General features: G+C 71.1%; 20 protein-coding genes and 1 pseudogene. 12 read left to right on the top strand and 9 right to left on the bottom strand.

Annotated elements, in window-relative coordinates:
- Window positions 1–179: 179 nt before the first annotated feature.
- Window positions 180–1,118: a beta-ketoacyl-ACP synthase III gene (locus P1P70_RS14010; protein WP_319237166.1), complete on the bottom strand. Its 939-nt coding sequence runs from the start codon at window positions 1,116–1,118 to the stop codon at window positions 180–182.
- A 166-nt stretch (window positions 1,119–1,284) separates the two neighbouring features.
- The gene (locus tag P1P70_RS14005) at window positions 1,285–1,761 is read right to left on the bottom strand and encodes a hypothetical protein (protein WP_319237165.1); all 477 of its coding nucleotides are present in this window, start codon (window positions 1,759–1,761) and stop codon (window positions 1,285–1,287) included.
- 230 nt (window positions 1,762–1,991) lie between these two features.
- Here P1P70_RS14005 and P1P70_RS14000 point away from each other — a divergent pair, with 230 nt between their 5' ends.
- Window positions 1,992–2,891 (top strand): M23 family metallopeptidase, encoded by a 900-nt coding sequence (locus tag P1P70_RS14000; RefSeq protein WP_319237164.1) that lies wholly within the window; start codon window positions 1,992–1,994, stop codon window positions 2,889–2,891.
- Between the two features lie 53 nt (window positions 2,892–2,944).
- Here P1P70_RS14000 and P1P70_RS13995 read toward each other — a convergent pair.
- The 3 genes and pseudogenes from P1P70_RS13995 to P1P70_RS13985 form a co-directional block, all read right to left on the bottom strand.
- Window positions 2,945–3,868, bottom strand: a pseudogene (locus P1P70_RS13995) (serine/threonine-protein kinase); the annotation flags it as partial.
- Window positions 3,865–4,746, bottom strand: a complete 882-nt coding sequence (locus P1P70_RS13990) for a serine/threonine protein kinase (RefSeq protein ID WP_413471467.1) — start codon at window positions 4,744–4,746, stop codon at window positions 3,865–3,867. The gene P1P70_RS13990 and the pseudogene P1P70_RS13995, both read right to left, overlap by 4 nt.
- A 201-nt stretch (window positions 4,747–4,947) precedes the next feature.
- Window positions 4,948–5,571: a hypothetical protein gene (locus tag P1P70_RS13985; RefSeq protein WP_319237162.1), complete on the bottom strand. Its 624-nt coding sequence runs from the start codon at window positions 5,569–5,571 to the stop codon at window positions 4,948–4,950.
- Between the two features lie 288 nt (window positions 5,572–5,859).
- On the opposite strand from P1P70_RS13985, the gene P1P70_RS13980 reads away from it, so the two are divergent.
- On the top strand, window positions 5,860–6,408 hold the full coding sequence (locus tag P1P70_RS13980; protein ID WP_319237161.1) for a YciI family protein: 549 nt from the start codon (window positions 5,860–5,862) through the stop codon (window positions 6,406–6,408).
- 19 nt (window positions 6,409–6,427) lie between these two features.
- Here P1P70_RS13980 and P1P70_RS13975 read toward each other — a convergent pair whose 3' ends face one another.
- Window positions 6,428–7,426 carry a glycosyltransferase family 2 protein gene (locus P1P70_RS13975; protein WP_319237160.1) on the bottom strand — a complete coding sequence of 333 codons (999 nt, stop codon included), beginning with the start codon at window positions 7,424–7,426 and terminating at the stop codon, window positions 6,428–6,430.
- 113 nt (window positions 7,427–7,539) lie between these two features.
- On the opposite strand from P1P70_RS13975, the gene P1P70_RS13970 reads away from it, so the two are divergent.
- Together P1P70_RS13970 and P1P70_RS13965 are read left to right on the top strand one after the other, a co-directional pair.
- On the top strand, window positions 7,540–8,010 hold the full coding sequence (locus P1P70_RS13970; protein ID WP_319237159.1) for a GtrA family protein: 471 nt from the start codon (window positions 7,540–7,542) through the stop codon (window positions 8,008–8,010).
- Window positions 8,011–8,064: 54 nt separating this feature from the next.
- A complete protein-coding gene (locus tag P1P70_RS13965) occupies window positions 8,065–9,504 on the top strand; it encodes a hypothetical protein (RefSeq protein ID WP_319237158.1) in 1,440 nt (479 codons plus the stop codon).
- Between the two features lie 139 nt (window positions 9,505–9,643).
- Here P1P70_RS13965 and P1P70_RS13960 read toward each other — a convergent pair whose 3' ends face one another.
- Complete coding sequence (locus P1P70_RS13960) at window positions 9,644–9,781, bottom strand: MFS transporter small subunit (protein WP_005482503.1); 138 nt, start codon at window positions 9,779–9,781, stop codon at window positions 9,644–9,646.
- The gene (locus P1P70_RS13955; protein ID WP_319237157.1) at window positions 9,747–11,081 is read right to left on the bottom strand and encodes an OFA family MFS transporter; all 1,335 of its coding nucleotides are present in this window, start codon (window positions 11,079–11,081) and stop codon (window positions 9,747–9,749) included. Before P1P70_RS13955 ends, P1P70_RS13960 begins: the two co-directional genes overlap by 35 nt.
- A 272-nt stretch (window positions 11,082–11,353) precedes the next feature.
- Between P1P70_RS13955 and P1P70_RS13950 the strand changes: the two genes are divergently transcribed.
- From P1P70_RS13950 to P1P70_RS13920, 7 genes are all read left to right on the top strand, one after another.
- Window positions 11,354–12,325, top strand: a complete 972-nt coding sequence (locus P1P70_RS13950; RefSeq protein WP_319237156.1) for a 2-dehydropantoate 2-reductase — start codon at window positions 11,354–11,356, stop codon at window positions 12,323–12,325.
- The gene (locus P1P70_RS13945) at window positions 12,322–14,259 is read left to right on the top strand and encodes a molybdopterin oxidoreductase family protein (RefSeq protein ID WP_319237155.1); all 1,938 of its coding nucleotides are present in this window, start codon (window positions 12,322–12,324) and stop codon (window positions 14,257–14,259) included. Before P1P70_RS13950 ends, P1P70_RS13945 begins: the two co-directional genes overlap by 4 nt.
- A gap of 6 nt (window positions 14,260–14,265) precedes the next feature.
- The gene (locus P1P70_RS13940) at window positions 14,266–16,089 is read left to right on the top strand and encodes an NAD(P)H-dependent oxidoreductase subunit E (RefSeq protein ID WP_319237154.1); all 1,824 of its coding nucleotides are present in this window, start codon (window positions 14,266–14,268) and stop codon (window positions 16,087–16,089) included.
- Window positions 16,086–16,946 (top strand): 2Fe-2S iron-sulfur cluster-binding protein, encoded by an 861-nt coding sequence (locus P1P70_RS13935; RefSeq protein WP_319237153.1) that lies wholly within the window; start codon window positions 16,086–16,088, stop codon window positions 16,944–16,946. Before P1P70_RS13940 ends, P1P70_RS13935 begins: the two co-directional genes overlap by 4 nt.
- A gap of 8 nt (window positions 16,947–16,954) precedes the next feature.
- Window positions 16,955–17,863 carry a formate dehydrogenase accessory sulfurtransferase FdhD gene (gene fdhD, locus P1P70_RS13930; RefSeq protein WP_319237152.1) on the top strand — a complete coding sequence of 303 codons (909 nt, stop codon included), beginning with the start codon at window positions 16,955–16,957 and terminating at the stop codon, window positions 17,861–17,863.
- Between the two features lie 181 nt (window positions 17,864–18,044).
- Window positions 18,045–18,167 (top strand): hypothetical protein, encoded by a 123-nt coding sequence (locus P1P70_RS13925; protein ID WP_319237151.1) that lies wholly within the window; start codon window positions 18,045–18,047, stop codon window positions 18,165–18,167.
- 10 nt (window positions 18,168–18,177) lie between these two features.
- Window positions 18,178–19,413: a hypothetical protein gene (locus P1P70_RS13920; protein WP_319237150.1), complete on the top strand. Its 1,236-nt coding sequence runs from the start codon at window positions 18,178–18,180 to the stop codon at window positions 19,411–19,413.
- On the opposite strand, the gene P1P70_RS13915 is transcribed toward P1P70_RS13920, so the two are convergent.
- On the bottom strand, window positions 19,352–20,395 hold the full coding sequence (locus P1P70_RS13915; RefSeq protein ID WP_319237149.1) for a bile acid:sodium symporter family protein: 1,044 nt from the start codon (window positions 20,393–20,395) through the stop codon (window positions 19,352–19,354). The two genes, P1P70_RS13920 and P1P70_RS13915, sit on opposite strands and share 62 nt — an antisense overlap.
- Window positions 20,396–20,536: 141 nt before the next feature.
- On the opposite strand from P1P70_RS13915, the gene P1P70_RS13910 reads away from it, so the two are divergent.
- Complete coding sequence (locus tag P1P70_RS13910) at window positions 20,537–21,412, top strand: LysR substrate-binding domain-containing protein (protein ID WP_319237148.1); 876 nt, start codon at window positions 20,537–20,539, stop codon at window positions 21,410–21,412.
- The last annotated feature ends 195 nt before the right edge of the window (window positions 21,413–21,607 follow it).

Below are 21,607 nucleotides of genomic sequence, written 5' to 3'. Positions count from 1 at the left end.
CTGGATGTACTGCACGCGGAAAGTCGACGGCCGTACTGGAAAGAACTCGGAAGGACGGGAAAATCCAAGTCAACAGCCAGTATGGATTGTCTTTCGTCTACAGTCTACGGGCCACAATGGCCAGCCCGCCGGAGGGTCGGGCTCGTCACATCGCCGTCACCGCGCCACGAAGGGCCTGCTCAGGGGCAGCGGACCACCTGTCCCGCGTAGGACAGGTTGCCGCCGAAGCCGAACAGCAGCACGGGGTCGCCGGAGGAGATCTCGCCGCGTTCGACGAGCTTGGAGAAGGCGAGGGGGATGCTGGCGGCCGAGGTGTTCCCGGAGTGGACGACGTCCCGGGCCACGACGGCGTTCACCGCGCCGATCTTCTCCGAGAGGGGCTCGATGATGCGCAGGTTGGCCTGGTGCAGCACGACCGCTGCGAGGTCGGCGGGGGTGAGCCCTGCCTTCTCGCAGGCGGCCCGGGCGATGGGCGGCAGCTTGGTGGTGGCCCAGCGGTAGACGCTCTGCCCCTCCTGGGCGAAGCGGGCGGGGGTGCCCTCGATCCGTACGGCGTTCCCCATCTCGGGCACCGATCCCCACAGCACCGGCCCGATGCCGGGCTCCTCGGCCGCCTCGACGACGGCCGCGCCCGCCCCGTCCCCGACGAGGACACAGGTCGTGCGGTCGGTCCAGTCGGTGACCTCGGACATCTTGTCGGCGCCGATGACGAGGGCCCGGGTGGCGGCGCCCGCGCGGACGGCGTGGTCGGCGGTGGCGAGGGCGTGGGTGAACCCGGCGCAGACGACGTTGACGTCCATGGCGGCCGGGTTCGGGACGGAGAGACGGTTCGCGACCCGGGCCGCCATGTTCGGGGAACGGTCGACGGCGGTGGAGGTGGCGACCACGATCAGGTCGATGGCCTCCGGACCGAGTCCGGCGGCGGCGAGCGCCTTGGCGGCGGCGTGCCCGGCCAGCTCGTCCACCGGCTCGTCGGGACCCGCGATGTGCCGGGTGCGGATGCCCACTCGGCTCGTGATCCACTCGTCACTGGTGTCGACCAGGCCCGCCAGGTCCTCGTTGGTGAGGACCTTGGCGGGCTGGTAGTGGCCGACGGCGGCGATCCGCGAGCCGTTCATGGGTGGTTCCCCTCGTTGCCTGTGGTCAGCGGGATCCACCAGTCTGATCAGTGACTCACGGGTACGAGGGCGGGTGAGGCGACAGTAAAGCGTGGCCCGAGTTGTGGGCTTCTGTCAGAGCCGCGACGAGCTCCGGCATGATCGGCGTGCCCGGGTCGATGTGCCCTCAGCAGATATCGAGGCGATTGAAGTCGTACGTCACGTGGTCCGGGACCGTGTAGATCACGTTGGGGTTCGCAGGCATGTACCTGTGGTGGTTGGGCCCCCAGAAATGGACCACGGCTCCGCCAGTCTGGTTGTTGCGAACAGCGAGCGCGTCGATGAAGTTCGAGAGCGACCGCGTATCGCACTTGAACAGGTGGAAGACGCTGTGATTGCCGTCGCCTTGGCCAACCGACACGCAGGCGATTCCACTTGCCTCGGAGCACCACCTCAGCCACCAGTCCCGATCCTTGCTCGGGATATCCCGCCACACCTCCTCGCCCGAGAACAGCGGGTAGATCTCCGGCCTCCATGCGGCCGCTCCGCTCGCACCGTTCGGTGCCGCCTCGGCCGGTGCCTGCGCCGCCAGGGGAAGGGCCACCGCGGCGATCATCGTCGCGACCATCGCAGCCGCCCGTCTGCTGATCCTTCTCAACCTCATGTGATCTCCTCCGTAGTCGTGACCGATGCAGCTGTGAGCCGACGTTTCGCAAGCTAGCCGTGGGGCGGCGGGGCAGGACATCCGGAACGTGCGGGGGTACCTTTCCCGGCCGCATCGGGCACCGTGGCGACGCGACAGCCATGGGGATCGGTGACAGGGAGGGGTGGGGCTACATGCGGTTCCGACGAGGGAGAGGTAGGGGCTGGGGGGCCGCGGCTCTGGTCGTGTTCGTGGCGATCCTGACGACGCTGGCGGCCACGGCACCGGCGACATCCGCCGCGCCGGGGGCCACGCGCTCGACGGCCCCAGCGCCTGCCGCCAGGCCCGATTTCAGGCTGCCCTTCGCCTGTGGGGAGACGTGGCAGCTGCAGACGTACCGAGGGCACGCGCCGGACGACAAGAAGCTCGACATGTACCGGGTCGACGGGACCACCCTCGGCGCCCCGGTGGCCGCGTCCGCGGCCGGCACGGTCACCGAGCTCTTCGAGCCGGGTGGCCTGGAGATCAACCACGGCAACGGCTGGTTCACGGTCTATCTGCACATGGACCGCATCGACGTACGACGCGGGCAGCAGGTCGCCTCAGGGGCCACGCTCGGGCGGCTGGGCCTGGTCGGTACCACCTCCGCGCACCTGCACTACGAGCAGCTGTACGACACCAACGGGGACAACGACGGCGAGAACAACGAGATCGTCCACCCGGTGATCCAGGGGACCGAGTACCGGCTGTCACCGGACGGCACCTTCCCCCAGGTGACCAGCACCAACGCCTGCGGCGGCGGGGGCGGAGGCGGAGGCCAACCGGCACGCTACTGGGTGGACACCTTCGCCGACGCGACCGGTTACGCCGCCGTCGACTGCGTCGGCGACAGCAGGCCCGAATGCGTGCCTCAGGGCAAGCTGTACAAGGGCACCAACTACGTCCTGTGCAAGAGGCCGGGGGACAAGGTGGAGGTGGGCAGCTCGTTCAACCACTACTGGCTGCTGACCGATCTCGACGAGGTGGTGCCCGGTGGGAAGGCCCGTGCCTATGTGTCGGCGTACTACCTCCAGCGTTGGGGGAACGACGAGGCGAAGGACAACGACGGTGTCGTGATCCGCACGTGCGAGCCCCACGAAGTTCCCAGGTGACGTCTCGGCTCCCAGGTGACGTCTCAGAAACCGGCGGACAGCACCGGCGCCGTCCGCATCCGGGTGAGCAAGCTCTCCGCGGTGTGGACGGCGCGCCGGGCGTGTGTCGGCGCCAGGCAGTCGGCGGCCAGCTCGCGCCAGGCGGGAGGTACGGCGTCGTCCAGGCGCAGGGGGGCGCGCCCGTGGGCGTACTCCTGCGCCGCTGCCCCGCGTGCCACCGGTGTGGCCCCGGGGAACGGTGAGGTTCCGCCGGCGAACATCTCGTGGATCATGATGCCGAGAGCCCAGATGTCGTGGCTGGGCCGCACCTGCACGCCGCGCTCGCCCAGCGGGGCTCTCCAGCGCTCCGGGGGCAGATAGTCGAGGGTGCCCAGAGGCGGCATGTAGCCGTGGGTGCCGTGGGCGCTGTCCAACTCCGCGGCGAGACCGAAGTCGGAGAGCCTGACCGAACCGTCGGCCATGATCAGTACGTTGTCGGGCTTGAGATCGCCGTGCACCCAGTTGATGCCGTGCAGATGGGCCAGACCTTCGCAGATCTCGGTGAGGAGCCGCGACGCCTCGGACTCCGTCGGCCCCGGGCCGTCCTGGTCGAGCAACTGGCGCAGGCTGTGCTCCGCCCGCTCCATGATCAGGACGAACGCTCCGTCCAGAACGGGGTCGCCGGGTTCGCCGAGCACGACCGAGTCGAGCATCCGGATCAGCCGTGGATGGCGGGTCCGGCGCCCGAACTCGGTTTCGCGCCGGGCGGTCTCCACGAGAGCGCGTGCCTGACGTGGGGCCAGTCCGGCGGTGGGCAGGAACTTGAGCGCGACGACTTCCTCATGCCCGGCCTCGGACCGGGCTCGCGGTTCCTCGCCCCCCGGGCTCGCGGGCCGGCCCTCGTAGACGGTTCCCCAGCCTCCGCTCGCGATCCGTTCCGCGACCTCCCAGTCGCCCACCCGATGGCCGGCCGGTAACTCGACCGGGGGCGCGCTCATTCGGCGCCCGCCCTCGCCCGTACGCCTTCCGCCACGCGCGGAGGCAGCAGGCCGAGGTGCTCCTCGCGAACCAGCCCGAAGCGGAGTGCGACCCCGACGATCGCCTCGCGCTTGCCGTTGCGGCGGGCGCCGGGGCCCGGGTCCGTGACGGTGGTGGCGGCGGTGGCGGTGGCGGTGGTGGGGACCAGCCGGAGTTTCTCCTCGGCGAGGTAGTCGATGTGGGAGCTGACGGCGCGGGCGGTGAGCCCGCGGTACTCCGGGCAGTGTCTGAGACGTTCGACGATCTGGGGCGTGGTCGGCACGGCGATGGCCGACTCGTCGCGCAGCCGGGGCTCGCAGAGCGCGACCAGGATCAGGAAGTAGGTGGCGGTCTCGTCCAGGGAGTAGGCGGTGAGGGTCTGGGTCCCCCACCGGCCGCCCGCGTGGTGCGCACGGTCGGCGTCGAGGTACACGTGATCCGGCGCGAACACCTGGAAGCTCACCGTCGATCCCCGGGTGGGCAGGACGACCCGGGCGAACTCGAAGGGAATGGGCGCCCCTGCCCGGCGCGGCGGCACGCGTAAGTACTCCCCGGCCCCTTCCGGGTTCTCCACCAAGTAGCTCTGAGTGGCACTGAAGTTGCTCAGCTGCCAGTGGTCCTCGGTCACCCGTATCTCGCCCGCCAGCCGGGAGACCGCCGGATCACCGAGCCGCACGTCCACCGGTACGTCGGCCGAACCCCGCCCGAAGCGGGCGACGTCTCCCGGTCCCAGACGCAGGGTCACCGGCACCGCGCCTTGCCCACGGGCCTCGCCGTGGCCCCCGTTCCCCACCCCGTGGCCGTAACCGCTTCCGTTCCCCTGTACGTCCCGCGGAAGGTGAATCGTCACTCCGCTCATCACAACGCCCCCCGATCCTTGCCGCCCCGACCGCTTCCCCGTCCGCGCCCGTCCCTGTCACTGACTGTCACTGTCCTCAGACGCTGCAGGTGCGCGCTTCGTTCGGTCTCCGCTCCGGGGCACGACCGTTTCGGGGCCGCCCTTCCCAGCACAGGTCTGGGAAGGGCGGCCCCGGCGCGTTTCCGGTGCGGTGCGGACCGGTCAGTACAGCTTGTTGACAGCCGTGGTCGTGGTCTTCTTGAAGGCGGCCACGGGCGCGCCGGTGAAGTCGCCCATCTGCTGCCACTGGACGACGGTGACGGTCTTGCCGTCACGGCCCACCGACATCAGGGCGACGTCGTTGGCACCCCCCGACGTCTCGATGTTCACGCCGCGGACGTGGGCGCCCTCCTCGACCGGCAGCGTGCCGAAGTCCCTGCCCTCGGTGTCCACGTCGGGCGAGGCCTCCTCGAGACGGTCGGCGCAGGTGCGGAACAGGTCGTCGTAGTGCTTAGCCAGGCCCTTGGCCAGAGCGGGTGTGCTCGCCACGACGGTCAGCTGCACGGCGCCAGTGTCCACGTCGGTCCGGAACTCCCGGTGCCGGTAGTCGTAGTCGGGCACGTTCTCTGTGTGGAAGCAGAGGTCGAGCGACGCCGGGACCCCCTCGGTGACCGGCCCGGCGGTCCAGGACGACGACGGGTGCGGCGGCAGCTGGGACGCCGACAGGAACTTCGGCGCGGCGGGCTGCGTCGCGGCGCCGGCGGCCGGCGCCGTCAGGACCGAGCCCGCCGCGAGGGCGGCGACGGCGAGCGCGGTGAGAGCGCTTGTACGGATACGCATGGACATGGGTGTTCCCCCCGTGAATGAGTGAGTGATGCGTGGACATGGATGCCCCGACGAGGCCGGCTGGTCGGCCCGGCCCCGGTCGGTGCGACACCAAGAGCATCAGCGGTCACGGCCGGCAGGCGCAACAGCCGACGGCCCATCGAGCGCCATGGAACCATCCCAGCCCACCTGACCTGCGGTTACACAGGGTCCCTGGGATACCGTCGCGGACCGCGTGGGGCCGTACGCCGCCGCCCTCCGCACGAAAGTCCGTTGAGCTGCCGTCGGATGTCGGGGAGGGTCTGGGCCATGGAGTACTTCTGCTACCACCGCGACCGACTCGGATCCCTCCCCTTGCGCGAGGAACTGCTGGAGGAGCACTGGTCCTACATGGACGGGTACGAGAAGGAGCTGATCGCGCGCGGACCGACGTTCGCCGGTGACGGCGAAACGCCCACCGGCAGCGTGCACATCGTCGACCTGCCCGATCCCGCGGCCGCCCGCGCGTTCGCCTTCGACGAACCCAACTACCAGGCCGGCGCGTACCGGGACGTGCTGCTGCGCCGGTGGCGGAACCTGCTGGGGCGCACCATGTGGGAGTTCCCCGGTGGCCCGAGCGGCAGCGACCGTTACCTGGTGCTCGGCCTGGGATCGGGGCCGGCCGCCGACGTCGACGTACCGTCCGACCGGGACGATCTGATCGCCTTCGGGCCACTGCTGTCCGACGACGGCAGCACCTGGCTGGGGACGGCGGTGCTGCTCAGGGCCCCGGACCCGGACACGGCACGCGCCGTCCTGACCGCGGACCGGTACGCCGACGTCGAGGTCCACGACTGGGAGGCCGGCGGACGACGCTGACGGGTCGTGAGCCCCCGTGCTAACGACGGCCCGAGACGTTCCTGGCGGGGACGGGACCGGTGCCGGGCCGGTGGCCGGTGTAGCGCGGTGGGCGGCCCGGCGCCGCGTAGGCGAGGTGCACGAGGCGGGAGTGTTCCTGACGCATGTGCATCACGGACTCCAGGATGTACCCGACGAGCAGGACGAGCACCGCGATCGTCATGATCGCGGCGGCGAGGATCGCCGTGGGGATGCGGGGCACGGTGCCCGTGCGGATGAAGTCGGCGATGACGGGGATGCCGAGGACGACCGAGGCGAAGGCCAGGACTCCCGCGACCACGGTGTGGACGAGCGAGGGCCGCTCGCGCCGGGCGAGATCGAGGATGACCCGCAGGATGCGCCAGCCGTCCCGGAAGGTGCGCAGTTTGCTCTCGCTCCCGGCGGGCCTGACCCGGTAGTCCACCTCCACCTCGGCCGTGGGGAGCCGGAGGTGGAGGGCGTGGATGGTCATCTCGGTCTCGGTCTCGAACTGGCGGGCCAGCGCCGGGAAGGACTTGACGAAGCGGCGTGAGAAGACGCGGTAGCCGCTCAGCATGTCGGTCACGTCGTTGCCGAACAGGGACCGCACCGCGCCGGTGAGCAGTCTGTTGCCGGTCGCGTGCCCCACCCGGTAGGCGGCGCTGGCCGTCTCGCGGCGTGCGCCGACCACCTGGTCGTACGGCCCTTCGAAGAGCAGGTTCACCAGGTCGCGCGCCCGGGACGCGTCGTAGGTGTCGTCACCGTCGATGAGGAGCAGGGCGTCCGCGTCGACGTCGGCGAAGGCCCGCCGGATGACGTTGCCCTTTCCCTTGCGCGGTTCCTCGCGGACGATCGCACCCGCCTCACGGGCGACCTGCACCGTGCGGTCGGTCGAGGCGTTGTCGTACACGTAGATGTCCGCCTCGGGGAGCGCCATCCGCAAGTCGCGCACCACCTTGCCGACGGCGGCCTCCTCGTTGTGACACGGCACGACACACGCGATCGTCGGTTGCACGGCCACTCCCTACCTGACCCGGCGTCGAATGAACGACGGAATTTCGGATGACGATAGGAAATAATGCGTTATGGGCGCGTCCGGACGGTCGGGACGCGCCGGGTCGTTACTCTCGCCGTGTGCTGGTCCTCGTATCCATGGCGCTGCGTGTGCGTGACGCCGTCCGGGGCGTCTGGCGCGAGGCCGCCAAGTTCGGGGTCGTCGGGGCGCTGGCCTTCGTGGTGGACAACGGCGGCTACAACCTGCTGGTGTTCGGCCTTCCCGGCGGCACGGAGGGCGGGGTGATGGGGGCCGCCCCCGTGCGGGCCTCCGTCGCGGCGACGACCGCCGCGGCGCTCTTCAGCTGGGCGGGGAACCGCTACTGGACCTACCGCCACCGGCATCGCGCGAACATGACGCAGGAACTGGCACTGTTCCTGTTCGTGAACGTGGTCGGTGTCGCCATCACCGCGGGCACGGTCTTCGCCTCGCGGCAGCTGCTCGGGCTGGAATCGATGGGCAGCGACAACGCGGCCCGCGTCCTCGGCTGGGTCCTGGCCACCCTGTTCCGCTTCTTCACCTACCGCCGCTACGTCTTCGTCGCGCCCTGACCCGCGCCGCGCCCTGACCCGTACGGTCCCGTCGACGCTGTTAGCATCCGCCACATGGGACAAAAGGTGCACATTCGGGGCGAAAAGCACTGGATCTGGTGGCTGACCGCTGTCGCCGTGGCGTGTTGCGTGGCCACGACCATCGTCTTCACCCCCGGGTTCATGAGTCCCGACAGCATCGACCAGCTCCGGCAGGCCATGGGCAGGACGCCGCTGACCGACTGGCACCCGCCCGTGCTGAGCCTGCTGTGGCGCGCGCTGATCGCCGTCACCGGCACGCCCGCGTCCATGGCCGCCCTCCAGTCCGTCGTCCTCTGGGGCGCGTTGTGGGTGCTCGCCCGGTGCGTCTGGGGGATGACCAGGAGCCGTGCCGGTTCGCTCGCCGTCCTCGGCCTCGGGTTGACTCCCCCCGTTCTCACGTTCGTCGGCGTGGTGTGGAAGGACGTGCACGCGGCCTGCGCGCTGCTGGCGGCCTGCGCGGTGGCGTTCGTCGGGCTGCGGCTGCGGGACCGCGGCCTGTCCCCCAGGATGCGCTGGGGTCTGCTCTCGCTCGGCGTGTTCTTCCTCGCCTACGCCGTGCTCGTGCGCAAGAACGCCTTCCTCGCCGCCATCCCGATGTTCGTCCTGCTCGTCCTCGCGCTGTGGCACTCCCCCGGGCGCCGTACGTGGGCCGCCTGCACGGCGGCGCTGGTGGCCGGCGTCGTGCTGCCCGCCGCGGCGATCTCCCTGCTCGCGCGGCCCGTGCAGACGAACCAGGGCGCGCAGATCGTGCTCGACGACCTCGTCCACGTCCTGACCGTGGAGGAACTGCGGTCGGCCGACGTCCGGCCGGAGCTGCGGGACCGCCTGGTGGCCGCCGCCGAGGAGTGCGACCGCGTCGACGCCCTGTCGGACGCCTACTGGGCCTGCTACGAACGCGCGCCGGACGGACTGTCCCGGGACGCGGACCAGCTCACCTCCCTGTGGCTGCACGAGATGCGCGGACACGTCTCCGGCTATCTCCAGTACCGGCTGCGGGTCTTCACCGCCCTGCTCTTCGAGACGGGCTACGTGTACCAGCCAGGGGTCTTCGGCAACGACCTCGGCATCGAAGTGACCCGCCCCCGACTGGAAGCCACCCTCGCCTCGTACGTCAACGGCGCGGCCACCGACCTGCGGCCGCTCTTCCGGGGGTGGTTCTGGCTCGCCGTCGCGCTCGTGCTCGCCGTCCGGCCGGGCAGGGGGAGGTTCTCCCTGCCGATCCGGGCGCTGGGCATCAGCTCGCTGGCCTACGTGCTCGGCTACCTGCCCATCGTGCCGGCGACGAACTACCGCTATGTCTACTGGCCGGCGCTCGCCTGCGCGCTCGGGCTCCTGCTGCTCTGGCTGGACCGCGCCGCCCCCGACCGGCCCACGGCCGGCTCCGGCGTCCGGCGCGACAGCGCCGCCGTCACCCACCCCACCGCCGTGACGGCGCATCAGCCGACGGCCCCCGAGAACCGGTCCGCGACGTGAGTGTGCCGGTGCCGATGCCGGGGCCGGGGCCGCCGGGGCCGGGGCCGGGTCCCTCAGCATCGGCGCCGGCACCGACCCTTGCACCGGCACCGGCACCGGCACCGGCATCGGCATCAGCATTGGCACAGCGGTCGCGGGCTCACCCGGTGAAGAGTTGCGTCGCCTTCCGTACGAGTTCGTACAGTCCGTAGGCGAGCGGTACGCCCACCCAGATCCACGCGAAGACGATCAGGGGGCGCCGGTCAGGCGGGTTCGGACTGCTGTCGCTGGACGACATCGGCGGCCTCCCTCGGGGCGGGGATGTGGAAGCGGGGGTGGACGGGGCGGACCAGCTCGTTGGCGACGAAGCCGATGACGAGCAGCCCGATCATGATGAAGAAGGACGTGCCGTAGAGGTCGGAGCCGGACTTGCCGGCCTCCTCCTGCCGGTCGGCGATCCAGTTGACGATCAGCGGCCCGAGGACACCGGCCGTGGACCAGGCGGTGAGCAGCCGGCCGTGGATGGCGCCGACCTGGTAGGTGCCGAAGAGGTCCTTCAGATAGGCGGGGATGGTGGCGAAGCCGCCGCCGTAGAAGGAGAGGATCACCAGGGCGCAGACGACGAACAGCGGCTTGGACGCGTCGCCGAACAGCGCGATCAGCAGATACATCAGCGCGCCGACGCCGAGGTAGACGCGGTAGATGTTCTTGCGTCCGATGAGGTCGGACGTCGAGGACCAGACGATACGGCCGGTCATGTTCGCCGCGGAGAGCAGCGCGACGAAACCGGCGGCCGCGGTGACGGTGACCGGGGTGGAGGAGTCGGCGAAGAAGTCCGTGATCATCGGGGCGGCCTTCTCCAGGATGCCGATGCCCGCGGACACGTTCATGCAGAGGATGACCCACAGGCACCAGAACTGCGGCGTGCGGATGGCGTTGCGGGCCGAGACCTGCGGGCCCGCGAGGACGCTCGGTCCGCTGTCGACCGGCCGCTCCGTGCGCGGCACCCGGACCAGCAGCACGCCGAGCAGCATGAACACGGCGTAGGACAGTCCGTGCACCAGGAAGGCGAGGGCGATGCCGGAGGAGTCGGAGCCGAAGGACTCCAGCATCTGGGCGGACCAGGGCGAGGCGATCAGCGCGCCGCCGCCGAAGCCCATGATCGCGATGCCGGTGGCCATGCCGGGCCGGTCCGGGAACCATTTGATCAGGGTCGAGACGGGCGAGATGTAGCCGATGCCGAGACCGATGCCGCCGACGAAGCCGTAGCCGAAGACGATCAGCCAGTACTGCTCGGTTGCCGCGCCGAGGGAGGCGAGCAGGAAGCCGGAGGAGAAGCAGATCAGCGCCACCGTCATCGCCCAGCGCGGCCCGTTGCGCTCGACGAGGGTGCCGCCGAACGCGGCGGACAGGCCGAGCATGACGATGCCCAGCTGGAACGGCAGGGCGCTCTGGGTGCCGCTGAGGCCGAGGGCGGATTCGAGCGGCGGCTTGAACACGCTCCAGGCGTAGGCCTGTCCGATGGAGAGATGTACGGAGAGTGCGGCCGGGGGGACGAGCCAGCGGCTCCAGCCCGGAGGTGCGACGGGGGGACTCATGATCCCGGACGGTAGGGAGTGGCAGGGGGAGTTGAGAAGGCGGCACGTCGACCGTGTGCGATGAACGGTATCCACCGCGCGCCGAACGGTCGTTCCCCCGGCCGCGCTCGCCTTCGCGTACCGGCCACCTTCATGTCCGAGTAATGCCTTGCCCGGTCGTTGCGCGAAGTCTTGTCGACCCAACTTCCATACTGTAGACAATATTTCGTCGACACAGTTCGAACAGTGCGCCATCTCCGCGGTATCCCTCGACCGAACGGAGCTCCCTCACCATGAAAGTCGCAGTTCTCGGCGCCGGTGCGATCGGCGCCTATGTCGGCGCCGCGCTCCACCGCGCCGGCGCGGACACGCATCTCGTCGCCCGTGGACCGCATCTCGCGGCCATGAGGCGGGACGGGGTGCGCGTGCTCAGCTCGCGCGGGGACTTCACCGCCCGCGCCCACGCCACCGACGACCCGGCCGAGATCGGCCCGGTCGACTTCGTGTTCCTCGGCCTCAAGGCCAACTCGTACGCGGCGTGCGGGCCGCTGATCGAGCCCCTGCTGCACGGCACCACGGCGGTGATCGCCGCCCAGAACGGCATCCCCTGGTGGTACTTCCACCGGCACGGCGGCCCGCACGACGGCCACCGCGTCGAGAGCGTGGACCCCGACGGCGCGGTCAGTGCGGTGCTCGCGCCCGAACGGGCCGTCGGCTGTGTCGTCTACGCGGCCACCGAACTCGAAGGACCGGGCGTCGTACGGCATCTGGAAGGCACCCGCTTCTCCATCGGCGAGCCCGACCGTACGGTCTCGGCGCGCTGTCGGGCGTTCAGCGAGGCCATGGTCGCGGGCGGTCTGAAGTGCCCGGTGGAGCCCGACATCCGGGGCGACATCTGGATCAAACTGCTCGGCAACATCTCGTTCAACCCGATCAGCGCCCTGGCCCGCGCGACCATGCGGCAGATGTGTCTGCACGGCGGCACCCGCAAGGTCATCGAGACGATGATGGCCGAGACGCTGGCCGTCGCCGAGGCCCTCGGCTGCGAGGTCGGGGTCTCCATCGAACGGCGGATGGCCGGCGCGGAACGCGTCGGCGACCACCGCACCTCCACGCTCCAGGACCTGGAGCGCGGCAAACCGCTGGAACTCGACGTCCTCCTTGCCGCCGTCGTCGAACTGGCGGACATCACAGGCGTCGAGGTGCCCACACTCCGCACCGTCCACGCCATCTCGGACCTGCTCGCGCTGAGGAGCGCCGCGTGAAGAACCGGCAGAACCGCCAGAAACGGCAACCGAAGACCTACACCCGGCTCACCCATCCCCTCGTCCGCGACTCCCGCGACGAGCCCTTCCGGCAGGCGAGTTGGGAGGAGGCACTGGACCGGGCCGCCCGGGGCATCGAGCGCAACCGCGGCGCGTTCGGCATGTTCTCCTGCGCCCGCGCCACCAACGAGATGAACTACGTGGCGCAGAAGTTCGCCCGCGTGGTCATGGGCACCAACAACGTCGACTCCTGCAACCGCACCTGTCACGCGCCGAGCGTCGCCGGCCTGTCGGCCGCCTTCGGCTCGGGTGGCGGCACCTCCTCCTACGAGGAGATCGAGCACACCGACGTCATCGTGATGTGGGGCTCCAACGCCCGCTTCGCGCACCCGATCTTCTTCCAGCACGTGCTGAAGGGGATACGGAACGGCGCCCGGATGTACGCGGTCGACCCCCGCCGCACGTCCACCGCCGAGTGGGCGGAGAGCTGGCTGGGGCTGAACGTCGGCACCGACATCCCGATGGCACACGCGATCGGCCGCGAGATCATCCACGCGGGCCTCGCCAACGAGGCGTTCATCGAGCGGGCCACCACCGGTTTCGAGGAGTACCGGGCGCTCGTCGAGCCCTGGACGCTCTCCCTCGCGGAGAAGGTGACGGGCGTACCGGCCGCCGCCATACGGGAGTTGGCGCACGCGTACGCCCGCGCCGAGCGGGCCCAGCTGTGCTGGACGCTCGGCATCACCGAGCACCACAACGGCACCGACAACGTCCGTGCGCTGATCAACCTCTCGCTGCTGACCGGCCACGTGGGCCGCTACGCCTCCGGGCTGCAGCCGCTGCGCGGCCAGAACAACGTGCAGGGCGGCGGCGACATGGGCGCCATCCCCAACCGGCTGCCCGGCTTCCAGGACATCCTCGACCCCGAGTCACGGCTGAAGTTCGAGTCGGCGTGGGACACCGTCATCCAGCCGCACCACGGGCTGAACCTGACGGAGATGTTCGAGGCCATGGAGGAGGGCTCCCTGAAGGCCGTGTACTGCATCGGGGAGAACCCGGCGCAGTCCGAGGCCGACAGCGAGCAGGCCGTCCGGCGCATGAGGGAGCTGGACTTCCTCGTCGTGCAGGACATCTTCCTGACGAAGACCGCCGAGCTGGCCGATGTCGTGCTGCCCGCGACCGCCGGGTGGGCGGAGACGGACGGCACGACCACCAACAGCGAACGCCGGGTCCAGCGGGTGCGCAAGGCGGTCACCCCGCCCGGGGAGGCCCGCGAGGACATCGACATCCTCTGCGACCTCGCCTCCCGGCTCGGGCACGACTGGAAGTACGCCGACGCCGAGGCCGTCTGGAACGAGCTGCGCTCCGTGTCGCCGGACCACTACGGCATGACCTACGAGCGGCTGGAGGAGCACCAGGGCATCCAGTGGCCCTGCCCGGACACCGACGGTCTCGAACCGAGCTATCTGCACGGACGGTTGTGGGATCCGGACCCGGCACGGCGGGGCAGGCTCGCACCCTTCGGGATCGTCCAGCACGACCCGCCGGTGGATCTGACGGACGAGCAGTTTCCCATCCGGCTGACCACCGGGCGGCGCCTCGACTCGTACAACACCGGTGTGCAGAGCGGCGGTTACGCCTCACCGCTGCGGCGCGGGGAGTACATCGAGCTGTGCCCGGAGGACGCCGAGCGGTACGGGGTCACGGTGGGCGAGGAGGTCCAGGTCTCCTCGCGGCGCGGGTCGGTGACGGCGCCGGTGTGGATCGATCTCGGACTGCGGCCGGGCCTCGCCTTCATGACCATGCACTTTCCCGACGAGGTGGACACCAACCAGCTGACGATCGAGGCCAACTGCCCGATCGCGGGGACGGCGGAGTTCAAGGCGTCGGCGATCCGGATCGAGAAGCTGCCCGTCGCGACCATCGTGAGGTGACACAGAGTGGACCTGCACTTCGGTGACAGCAAACCGACGGACGAGGAGAAGGCGGCGGTCGACGCGCTGCTCGGGCCGCCTGAGTCCTCCTGGGAGGGCGCGGACCGTTCAGACGCCGACCTGCGATGGGCGCGCGGCGGCCGGGAGGCCCGGGAGCGCCGTGACCTGCTGTTGCCGGGGCTGCACGCGATCAACGACCGGATCGGCTGGATCAGCGAGGGCGCGCTGGACTACCTCTGCCGACGGTTGACCGTGCCGCCGGCGGAGGCGTACGGCGTGGCCACGTTCTACGCCATGTTCTCGGTCAAGCCGCGCCCCGCGACCGTGCTGCACGTCTGCACGGACCTGGCCTGCGCCGCCACCGGGGCGGCCGACCTGTGCGCCGGGGTCGAGTCACGGCTGGGCCTCGGCAGCGGGGTGAGTGTGCAGCGGAGCCCGTGCCTCGGGCTGTGCGAGCGGGCGCCGGCGGCGCTCGCGATCAAGGCGGGGGACCCGGTGCGTACGGCGGTCGCGGCGCCCGCGACCGTCGAGGCGGCCGTCCTCGCGGCGAGCGCGCCCGACTCGGCGGACGAGGAACCCCCGGCCGCCATGGCGGTGCCCCAGGCCGGAGACCCCTCGTTGACCCTGCTGGGCCGGGTCGGCGTCGTCGACCCGTCCTCCCTCGACGACTACCGCGCCCACGGCGGCTACACGGCCCTGCGCCGGGCCTTCGAGCTCGGCCCCGCCGGAGTCATCCGCGAGGTCACCGACTCCGGCCTGGTCGGGCGCGGCGGCGCCGCCTTCCCCACCGGCCGGAAGTGGCAGGCCACGGCCTCCCAGCCCGACCATCCGCACTACGTGGTCTGCAACGCGGACGAGTCCGAGCCGGGCACCTTCAAGGACCGCGTGCTCATGGAGGGCGACCCGTTCTCCCTGGTCGAGGCGATGACGATCGCGGCGTACGCGACCGGCGCGCACCAGGGCTATCTGTATCTGCGCGGCGAGTACCCACGGGCCCTGCGCCGCCTGGAGAGCGCCATCGCCCAGGCCCGCGCCCGGGGACTGCTCGGCGGCGACGTCCTCGGGCAGGGGTACGCCTTCGACATCGAGATCCGCCGGGGCGCCGGCGCCTACATCTGCGGCGAGGAGACGGCCCTCTTCAACTCCATCGAGGGGTACCGGGGCGAGCCGCGCTCCAAGCCGCCGTTCCCGGTGGAGAAGGGACTGTTCGGCAAGCCGACAGTGGAGAACAACGTCGAGACGCTGGTCAACGTCCTGCCGATCCTGACCATGGGCGCCCCGGCGTACGCGGCGATCGGCACCGCCCGCTCCACCGGACCGAAGCTGTTCTGCGTGTCGGGCAGCGTCGACCGGCCCGGCATCTACGAGCTGCCCTTCGGGGCCACGCTCGGCGAGCTGCTGACGCTCGCCGGGGTGCGGGACCGCCTGCGGGCCGTCCTCCTCGGCGGCGCGGCCGGTGGTTTCGTACGGCCCGACGAACTGGACATCCCGCTCACCTTCGAGGGGACGCGGGAGGCGGGCACCACGCTCGGCTCGGGGGTGGTGATGGCCTTCGACGACACGGTCCCGCTGCCCCGGCTGCTGCTGCGGATCGCGGAGTTCTTCCGCGACGAGTCCTGCGGGCAGTGCGTGCCGTGCCGGGTCGGAACCGTACGGCAGGAGGAGGCCCTGCACCGGATCGCCGAGCGGACCGGCGCGGCGGCGGCCGGGGACATCGCCCTGCTCAGGGAGGTCGGCCGCGCCATGCGGGACGCCTCCATCTGCGGTCTCGGACAGACCGCGTGGAACGCCGTGGAATCCGCCATCGACCGTCTGGGGGCGTACGAATGACCGTGATCCCGCTGGGAGTGCCGCGCCGTCTGCTGGAGTTCACCCTCGACGGGGAGCCGGTGCGGGCGCCCGAGGGCTCGACGATCCTGGACGCCTGCCGGGCGGCCGGCAAGGACGTGCCCACCCTGTGCGAGGGCGACACCCTGACCCCGAAGAACGCCTGCCGGGTCTGTGTCGTGGAGGTCGAGGGCGCCAGGACCCTCGTCCCGGCCTGCTCCCGCAAGGCCGAGCCCGGCATGGAGGTGCGGACGGACACCGAGCGCGCCCGGCACAGCCGCAAGGTCGTCCTCGAACTCCTCGCGTCGTCGGTCGACCTCTCGACGACCCCGAAGGTCGCGGGATGGATCAAGGAGTACGAGGCGAAGCCGGACCGCTTCGGCCCGGACGCGGCCCGGCTGAACGAGGAACCGAAGGTCGACAACGAGCTCTACGTCCGGGACTACGACAAGTGCATCCTGTGTTACAAGTGCGTGGACGCCTGTGGGGAGCAGTGGCAGAACACGTTCGCGATCTCCGTCGCGGGCCGGGGCTTCGACGCCCGGATCGCCGTGGAGCACGACGCCCCGCTCACCGACTCGGCGTGCGTGTACTGCGGCAACTGCATCGAGGTGTGCCCGACGGGCGCGCTGTCCTTCAAGTCGGAGTTCGACATGCGGGCGGCGGGCACCTGGGACGAGGCGGCGCAGACGGAGACGACCACGGTGTGCGCGTACTGCGGTGTGGGCTGCAACCTCACACTCCATGTGCAGGACAATGAGATCGTGAAGGTCACCTCGCCGCACGACAACCCGGTGACTCACGGCAACCTCTGCATCAAGGGCCGTTTCGGCTACCAGCACGTACAGAACCGGGACTGAGACACGACATGGGACGAGTCACGGAACGACGCAAGGTGATCCGCATCCGGGACGGCGCGGTCTCCACCCGCCCGGACACGCTCGTCGCCGAGGAACCGATGGAGATCCGGCTGAACGGCAAGCCGCTCGCGATCACCATGCGCACCCCGGGCGACGACTTCGCCCTGGCGGCGGGGTTCCTGGTCAGCGAGGGGGTACTCGCCGAGCGGTCGGACCTGCAGAACATCGTCTACTGCGCGGGCGCGACGGGTGGGGGCACCTCCCGCTCGAGCGAAGCCGAGAGTGGGGGAGGCTCCAACACGTACAACGTGGTGGACGTGAGGACCGCGCCCGGGGTGGCCGTCCCCGACATCACCCTCGAACGCAACGTCTACACCACCTCGTCCTGCGGGCTGTGCGGCAAGGCGTCGCTGGACGCCGTCCGGACGACGGCCCGGTGGGCCGTCGACGACACCCACGGGGGTGACGCTCCCCCGGTCCGGCTCGACCCCGACCTCCTCGCGGGCCTCCCCGACCGGCTCCGCGCGGCCCAGCGGGTCTTCGACCGGACCGGGGGTCTGCACGCGGCGGCCCTGTTCAGCGAGGACGGCGAACTGCTCGACGTACGGGAGGACGTCGGGCGGCACAACGCGGTGGACAAGCTGGTGGGGCGGGCCCTGCAGAGCGGGGCGCTGCCGCTGTCGAGGGCCGTGCTGCTGGTGTCGGGGCGGGCCTCGTTCGAGCTGGCGCAGAAGGCGGTGATGGCGGGGATCCCGGTGCTGGCGGCGGTGTCGGCGCCGTCGTCCCTAGCGGTGGACCTGGCGGCGGAGACCGGGTTGACGCTGGTGGGGTTCCTGAGGGGGGCCTCCATGAACGTGTACGCGGGCGAGCACCGTGTCGCTCTGCGGGCCGCGGCCGGGGTCGACCAGAGCGGCTGAGCGGTGCCTCCGCGACACGGCGGCGGGGCCCCTTGCGGCGGGGAGCGCCCCCTGCGCCGCGGGGGGCTCCGCCTTTGCCGCCGGGTGCGCGCCATGGGCCCACCGGTTTTGACGCCGGGTGCGCGTGCGCGTGGCTTCTCGCGCAGTTCCCCGCGCCCCTGAAAAGCAGGGGCTGCGCCCCGTGCTTTTCAGCCCCGCGCCCCGTCGCCTTCCAGGCCCGCAGCACCGCCGCATCCAGGCCCGCAGGGCCGTGGTCGGCGAGATCCTGCGACTGCCCATGGACCGGGTGGACGCGGGCCACTAACGTCCCTTCCGTGCCCGACGACGCGCGAGTGCGACAGCGGACGGGGGTGGGACCGGTCCTGATCCTGGCCCTGGTCCTGGCCCTCGCCGCCGTGCTGCTCACCGCCCTCCCGGACGACGACCGGGAGGGCGGCGTCGCGTGCACGGCACGTACGATCCGGGACTGGGACCCGGACGCGGCCCTGACCGGCGAGTTCGCCCGGTACGGCGACGACGCGACCCGTACCGACGACTGGACGGGCGGCGACGGCACGCACTCGGTGCGGCTCCCGGACGGCCGGGTGCTGTGGCTGTTCTCGGACACCTATCTCGGTCAGGTCTTCCCGCCGCCCAACCCGGCCGGCGAATCGGTCACCTGGCGGGACGTCTCGACCCCCCTGGTGCGCAACTCGGCCGTGGTGATGTCTACTTCGGGCCGTCTCGAAGCGACGCTCCCGGCGCCCGTCTTCCCGGACCCGGGCCCGCAACGGTGGCGCTGGCCGGTAGCCGCCCGGGTCGAGCCCCGCTCCCCCGGCTCGGACGAGAAGGTCGTACGGGTGCTGTTGTGGACGCGTACGGCGGGACGGTCGCCGTGGATCTACGGGGTGCCCACCGCGACCGAGGTCGCCACCCTGTCGCTGCCCGACCTGCGCCTGGAGGGCATCACGACGGTGCTGGACCAGGAGGCGGTCGCCGATCCGGCCCGGCGGGTGCTGTTCGGGACGACGGCCGTGGACGCGGGCGAGTGGACGTACGTCTTCGGCGGCACCGACGCCCAGGCCGCCTCCCGGCCGGCCTCCCACGCCTACGTGGCTCGGGTGCCGCGCGGCCGGCTCGGGGAGCCGGGGGCGTGGGAGTACTGGGACGGGAAACGGTGGGCGGTGCGGGGGCGGCCGGAGGCGGTGCTCGGCAACGGTGAGGACAAGGGGGTGGGCAGTGCCTTCACCGTCGTCCGGGACGGGCGCACGTATGTGCTGTTCACCATGGCCGCCGGGACGGCGGGGCTGACGACCGTGACGGCGTACTGGGCCTGCTCCCCCGCCGGGCCCTGGCACGGGCCCACCAAGGGCTTCAGTCCGCCGCTGCCGAACAGCGGCGTCGCGGCGTACAACCCGCAGGCGCACCGGGCGGTCGACGACGGGCGGCTGGTGCTCAGCTACGACGTCAACTGGCTGGACGCAGACGCGGCGGCGGCGCAGCTGCACATCACGCGGAACGTGTCCCTGTACCGACCGCGGTTCGTATCGCTTCGTCTGGCTGCTCCGTGACCGCCGGCTCCTCCACCGGGTCGTGGGCGCGGCGCTTGGCGATGACCGCGCAGACCATGAGCTGCATCTGGTGGAACAGCATCAGCGGCAGGACGGCGAGCGAGGCCTCGGGGCCGAACAGGACGCTCGCCATGGGCAGTCCGGAGGCGAGGGACTTCTTGGAGCCGGCGAACTGGATGGCGACCCGGTCCGCCCGGTCGAAGCGCAGCGCCTTCGCGCCGTACCAGGTGAGCAGCAGCATCACCGCGAGCAGGACCGCCTCCACGACGAGCAGTCCGGCGAGTCGCAGCGGGCTGACCTGGCTCCAGATGCCGCGCACCATGCCCTCGCTGAAGGCGACGTAGACGACAAGGAGGATGGAGCCCCGGTCGACGAGGCCGAGGATCCGCTTGTGCCGGGTGACGAAGCCGCCGATCCAGCGGCGGGCGAGCTGTCCCGCGACGAACGGCACCAGCAACTGGAGCACGATCTTCAGCAGCGAGTCGGCGGAGAAGCCGCCGGCGCTGCCGCCCAGCAGGCTCGCGGCGAGCAGCGGGGTGATCACGATGCCCGCGAGGGAGGAGAAGGAGCCCGCGCAGATCGCGGCGGGGACGTTGCCCCGGGCCATCGAGGTGAAGGCGATGGAGGACTGGATGGTGGACGGGACGAGGGTGAGGAAGAGCAGACCGGTGTAGAGGGAGTGGTCGAGAAAGACCGGTTCGAGGCCGCGGGCCGCCAGGCCCAGCAGCGGGAAGACGACGAACGTGCAGGCCAGGACGGTGACGTGGAGCCGCCAGTGCTTGAGGCCGTCGAGGGCCTCGCGGGTGGAGAGCCGGGCGCCGTAGAGGAAGAAGAGGAAGGCGATCGCGGCCGTGGACGCCCCCGAGGCGACCTCGGCGGCCGTACCCCGCGCCGGGAGGAGCGCCGCGACGCCCACCGTTCCGAGCAGCAACAGGATGTACGGGTCGATCGGCATCCAACTCGGCCACTTGAGGCGTTTCACGGTGCTCCACGTACTTTCGATGAGGGTGCGTCAGGGGCCGGAAGGCCCCTCTCCATCGTCCTCTCCCGACCCTTGATCGGGAATCCTTCATACCGCTCTGACTGTCATCGCGTTCCACGATAAGCGGGTAGGGTGGCGATCGTGTACGACCCCTCCCAGCTGCGTACCTTCCTGGCCGTCGCGCAGACCCTGAGCTTCACCCAGGCCGCCCGGCGGCTGGGGCTGCGGCAGTCCACGGTCAGCCAGCATGTGCGCCGGCTGGAGGACGCGACCGGGCGGCAGCTGTTCTCCCGGGACACGCACTCCGTGGAGCTGACGGAGGACGGCGAGGCGATGCTCGGCTTCGCCCGGCGGCTGCTGGAGGTGCACGAGCAGGCGACGGCGTTCTTCACCGGGACCCGGCTGCGCGGACGGCTGCGGTTCGGCGCCTCGGAGGACTTCGTGCTGACCCGGCTCCCGGAGATTTTGGAGGCCTTCCGGCACGACCATCCCGAGGTGGACCTGGAGCTGACCGTCGAGCTGTCGGGCACGCTGCACGAGCGGCTCGCGGCGGGCAAGCTCGATCTGGTGCTGGCCAAGCGCCGCCCGGAGGACCCCCGCGGCGAACCCGTCTGGACGGACCGCCTGGTGTGGATCGGCGCGGAGCGGCTCCGCCTCGACGCCGACCGCCCCGTCCCGCTGATCGTCTACCCACCGCCGGGCATCACCCGCGCCCTCGCCCTGGAGGCACTGGAGCGCGAGGGCCGCGCCTGGCGGATCGCCTGCACCAGCGGCAGCCTCAACGGCCTCGTCGCCGCCGCCCGCGCGGGCCTCGGCGTGATGGCGCATTCCCGTCGTCTGGTGCCCCCTGGTCTGGTCCGCGTCCCGGAGCGGGCCGGGCTGCCGGAACTCGGCGAGGTCGACTTCGTGCTGGTCCACGGCCGGCGTCCCGGTGCGGCGACGAGCGCGGCGGACGCCCTGGCGGCGGCCATCCTCTCCGGCGGTGACCGGCTCCACGGCCGCGCGCGAGGGGTGTGACGGGCCCGGTGGAGCTGAACGAGGCTCACGTTTTCCCAGGCCAGACCGTGTTCACGAGGACCCGCACCGTAACCGGACCGTGCGGGTTCGGTGGAGATTACGCTCCCGAAACTTACTGAGGCGTCAGGAAGCGCGCCGGAGACCTCCCCATCTGCGTGTGTTTTCCGGCGCCACCCCCTGCCTTACCCCCGAATG

It is taken from the genome of Streptomyces sp. MB09-02B (genome assembly GCF_033794485.1).
Classification (GTDB): Bacteria; Actinomycetota; Actinomycetes; order Streptomycetales; family Streptomycetaceae; genus Streptomyces.
The sequence above is the reverse complement of the archived record's forward strand: the minus strand, read 5'-3'. Positions and strand labels throughout refer to the sequence as shown.

Bases quoted from the DNA above. Each gene is read 5' to 3' on its own strand.
- P1P70_RS13960 (WP_005482503.1), bottom strand. From the start codon at position 9,781: ATGTCGTCCAGCGACAGCAGTCCGAACCCGCCTGACCGGCGCCCCCTG.
- fdhD (WP_319237152.1), top strand. From the start codon at position 16,955: ATGGGACGAGTCACGGAACGACGCAAGGTGATCCGCATCCGGGACGGC.
- P1P70_RS14005 (WP_319237165.1), bottom strand. From the start codon at position 1,761: ATGAGGTTGAGAAGGATCAGCAGACGGGCGGCTGCGATGGTCGCGACG.
- P1P70_RS14010 (WP_319237166.1), bottom strand. From the start codon at position 1,118: ATGAACGGCTCGCGGATCGCCGCCGTCGGCCACTACCAGCCCGCCAAG.
- P1P70_RS13990 (WP_413471467.1), bottom strand. From the start codon at position 4,746: ATGAGCGGAGTGACGATTCACCTTCCGCGGGACGTACAGGGGAACGGA.
- P1P70_RS13980 (WP_319237161.1), top strand. From the start codon at position 5,860: ATGGAGTACTTCTGCTACCACCGCGACCGACTCGGATCCCTCCCCTTG.
- P1P70_RS13950 (WP_319237156.1), top strand. From the start codon at position 11,354: ATGAAAGTCGCAGTTCTCGGCGCCGGTGCGATCGGCGCCTATGTCGGC.
- P1P70_RS13985 (WP_319237162.1), bottom strand. From the start codon at position 5,571: ATGTCCATGCGTATCCGTACAAGCGCTCTCACCGCGCTCGCCGTCGCC.
- P1P70_RS13935 (WP_319237153.1), top strand. From the start codon at position 16,086: ATGACCGTGATCCCGCTGGGAGTGCCGCGCCGTCTGCTGGAGTTCACC.
- P1P70_RS13965 (WP_319237158.1), top strand. From the start codon at position 8,065: ATGGGACAAAAGGTGCACATTCGGGGCGAAAAGCACTGGATCTGGTGG.
- P1P70_RS13955 (WP_319237157.1), bottom strand. From the start codon at position 11,081: ATGAGTCCCCCCGTCGCACCTCCGGGCTGGAGCCGCTGGCTCGTCCCC.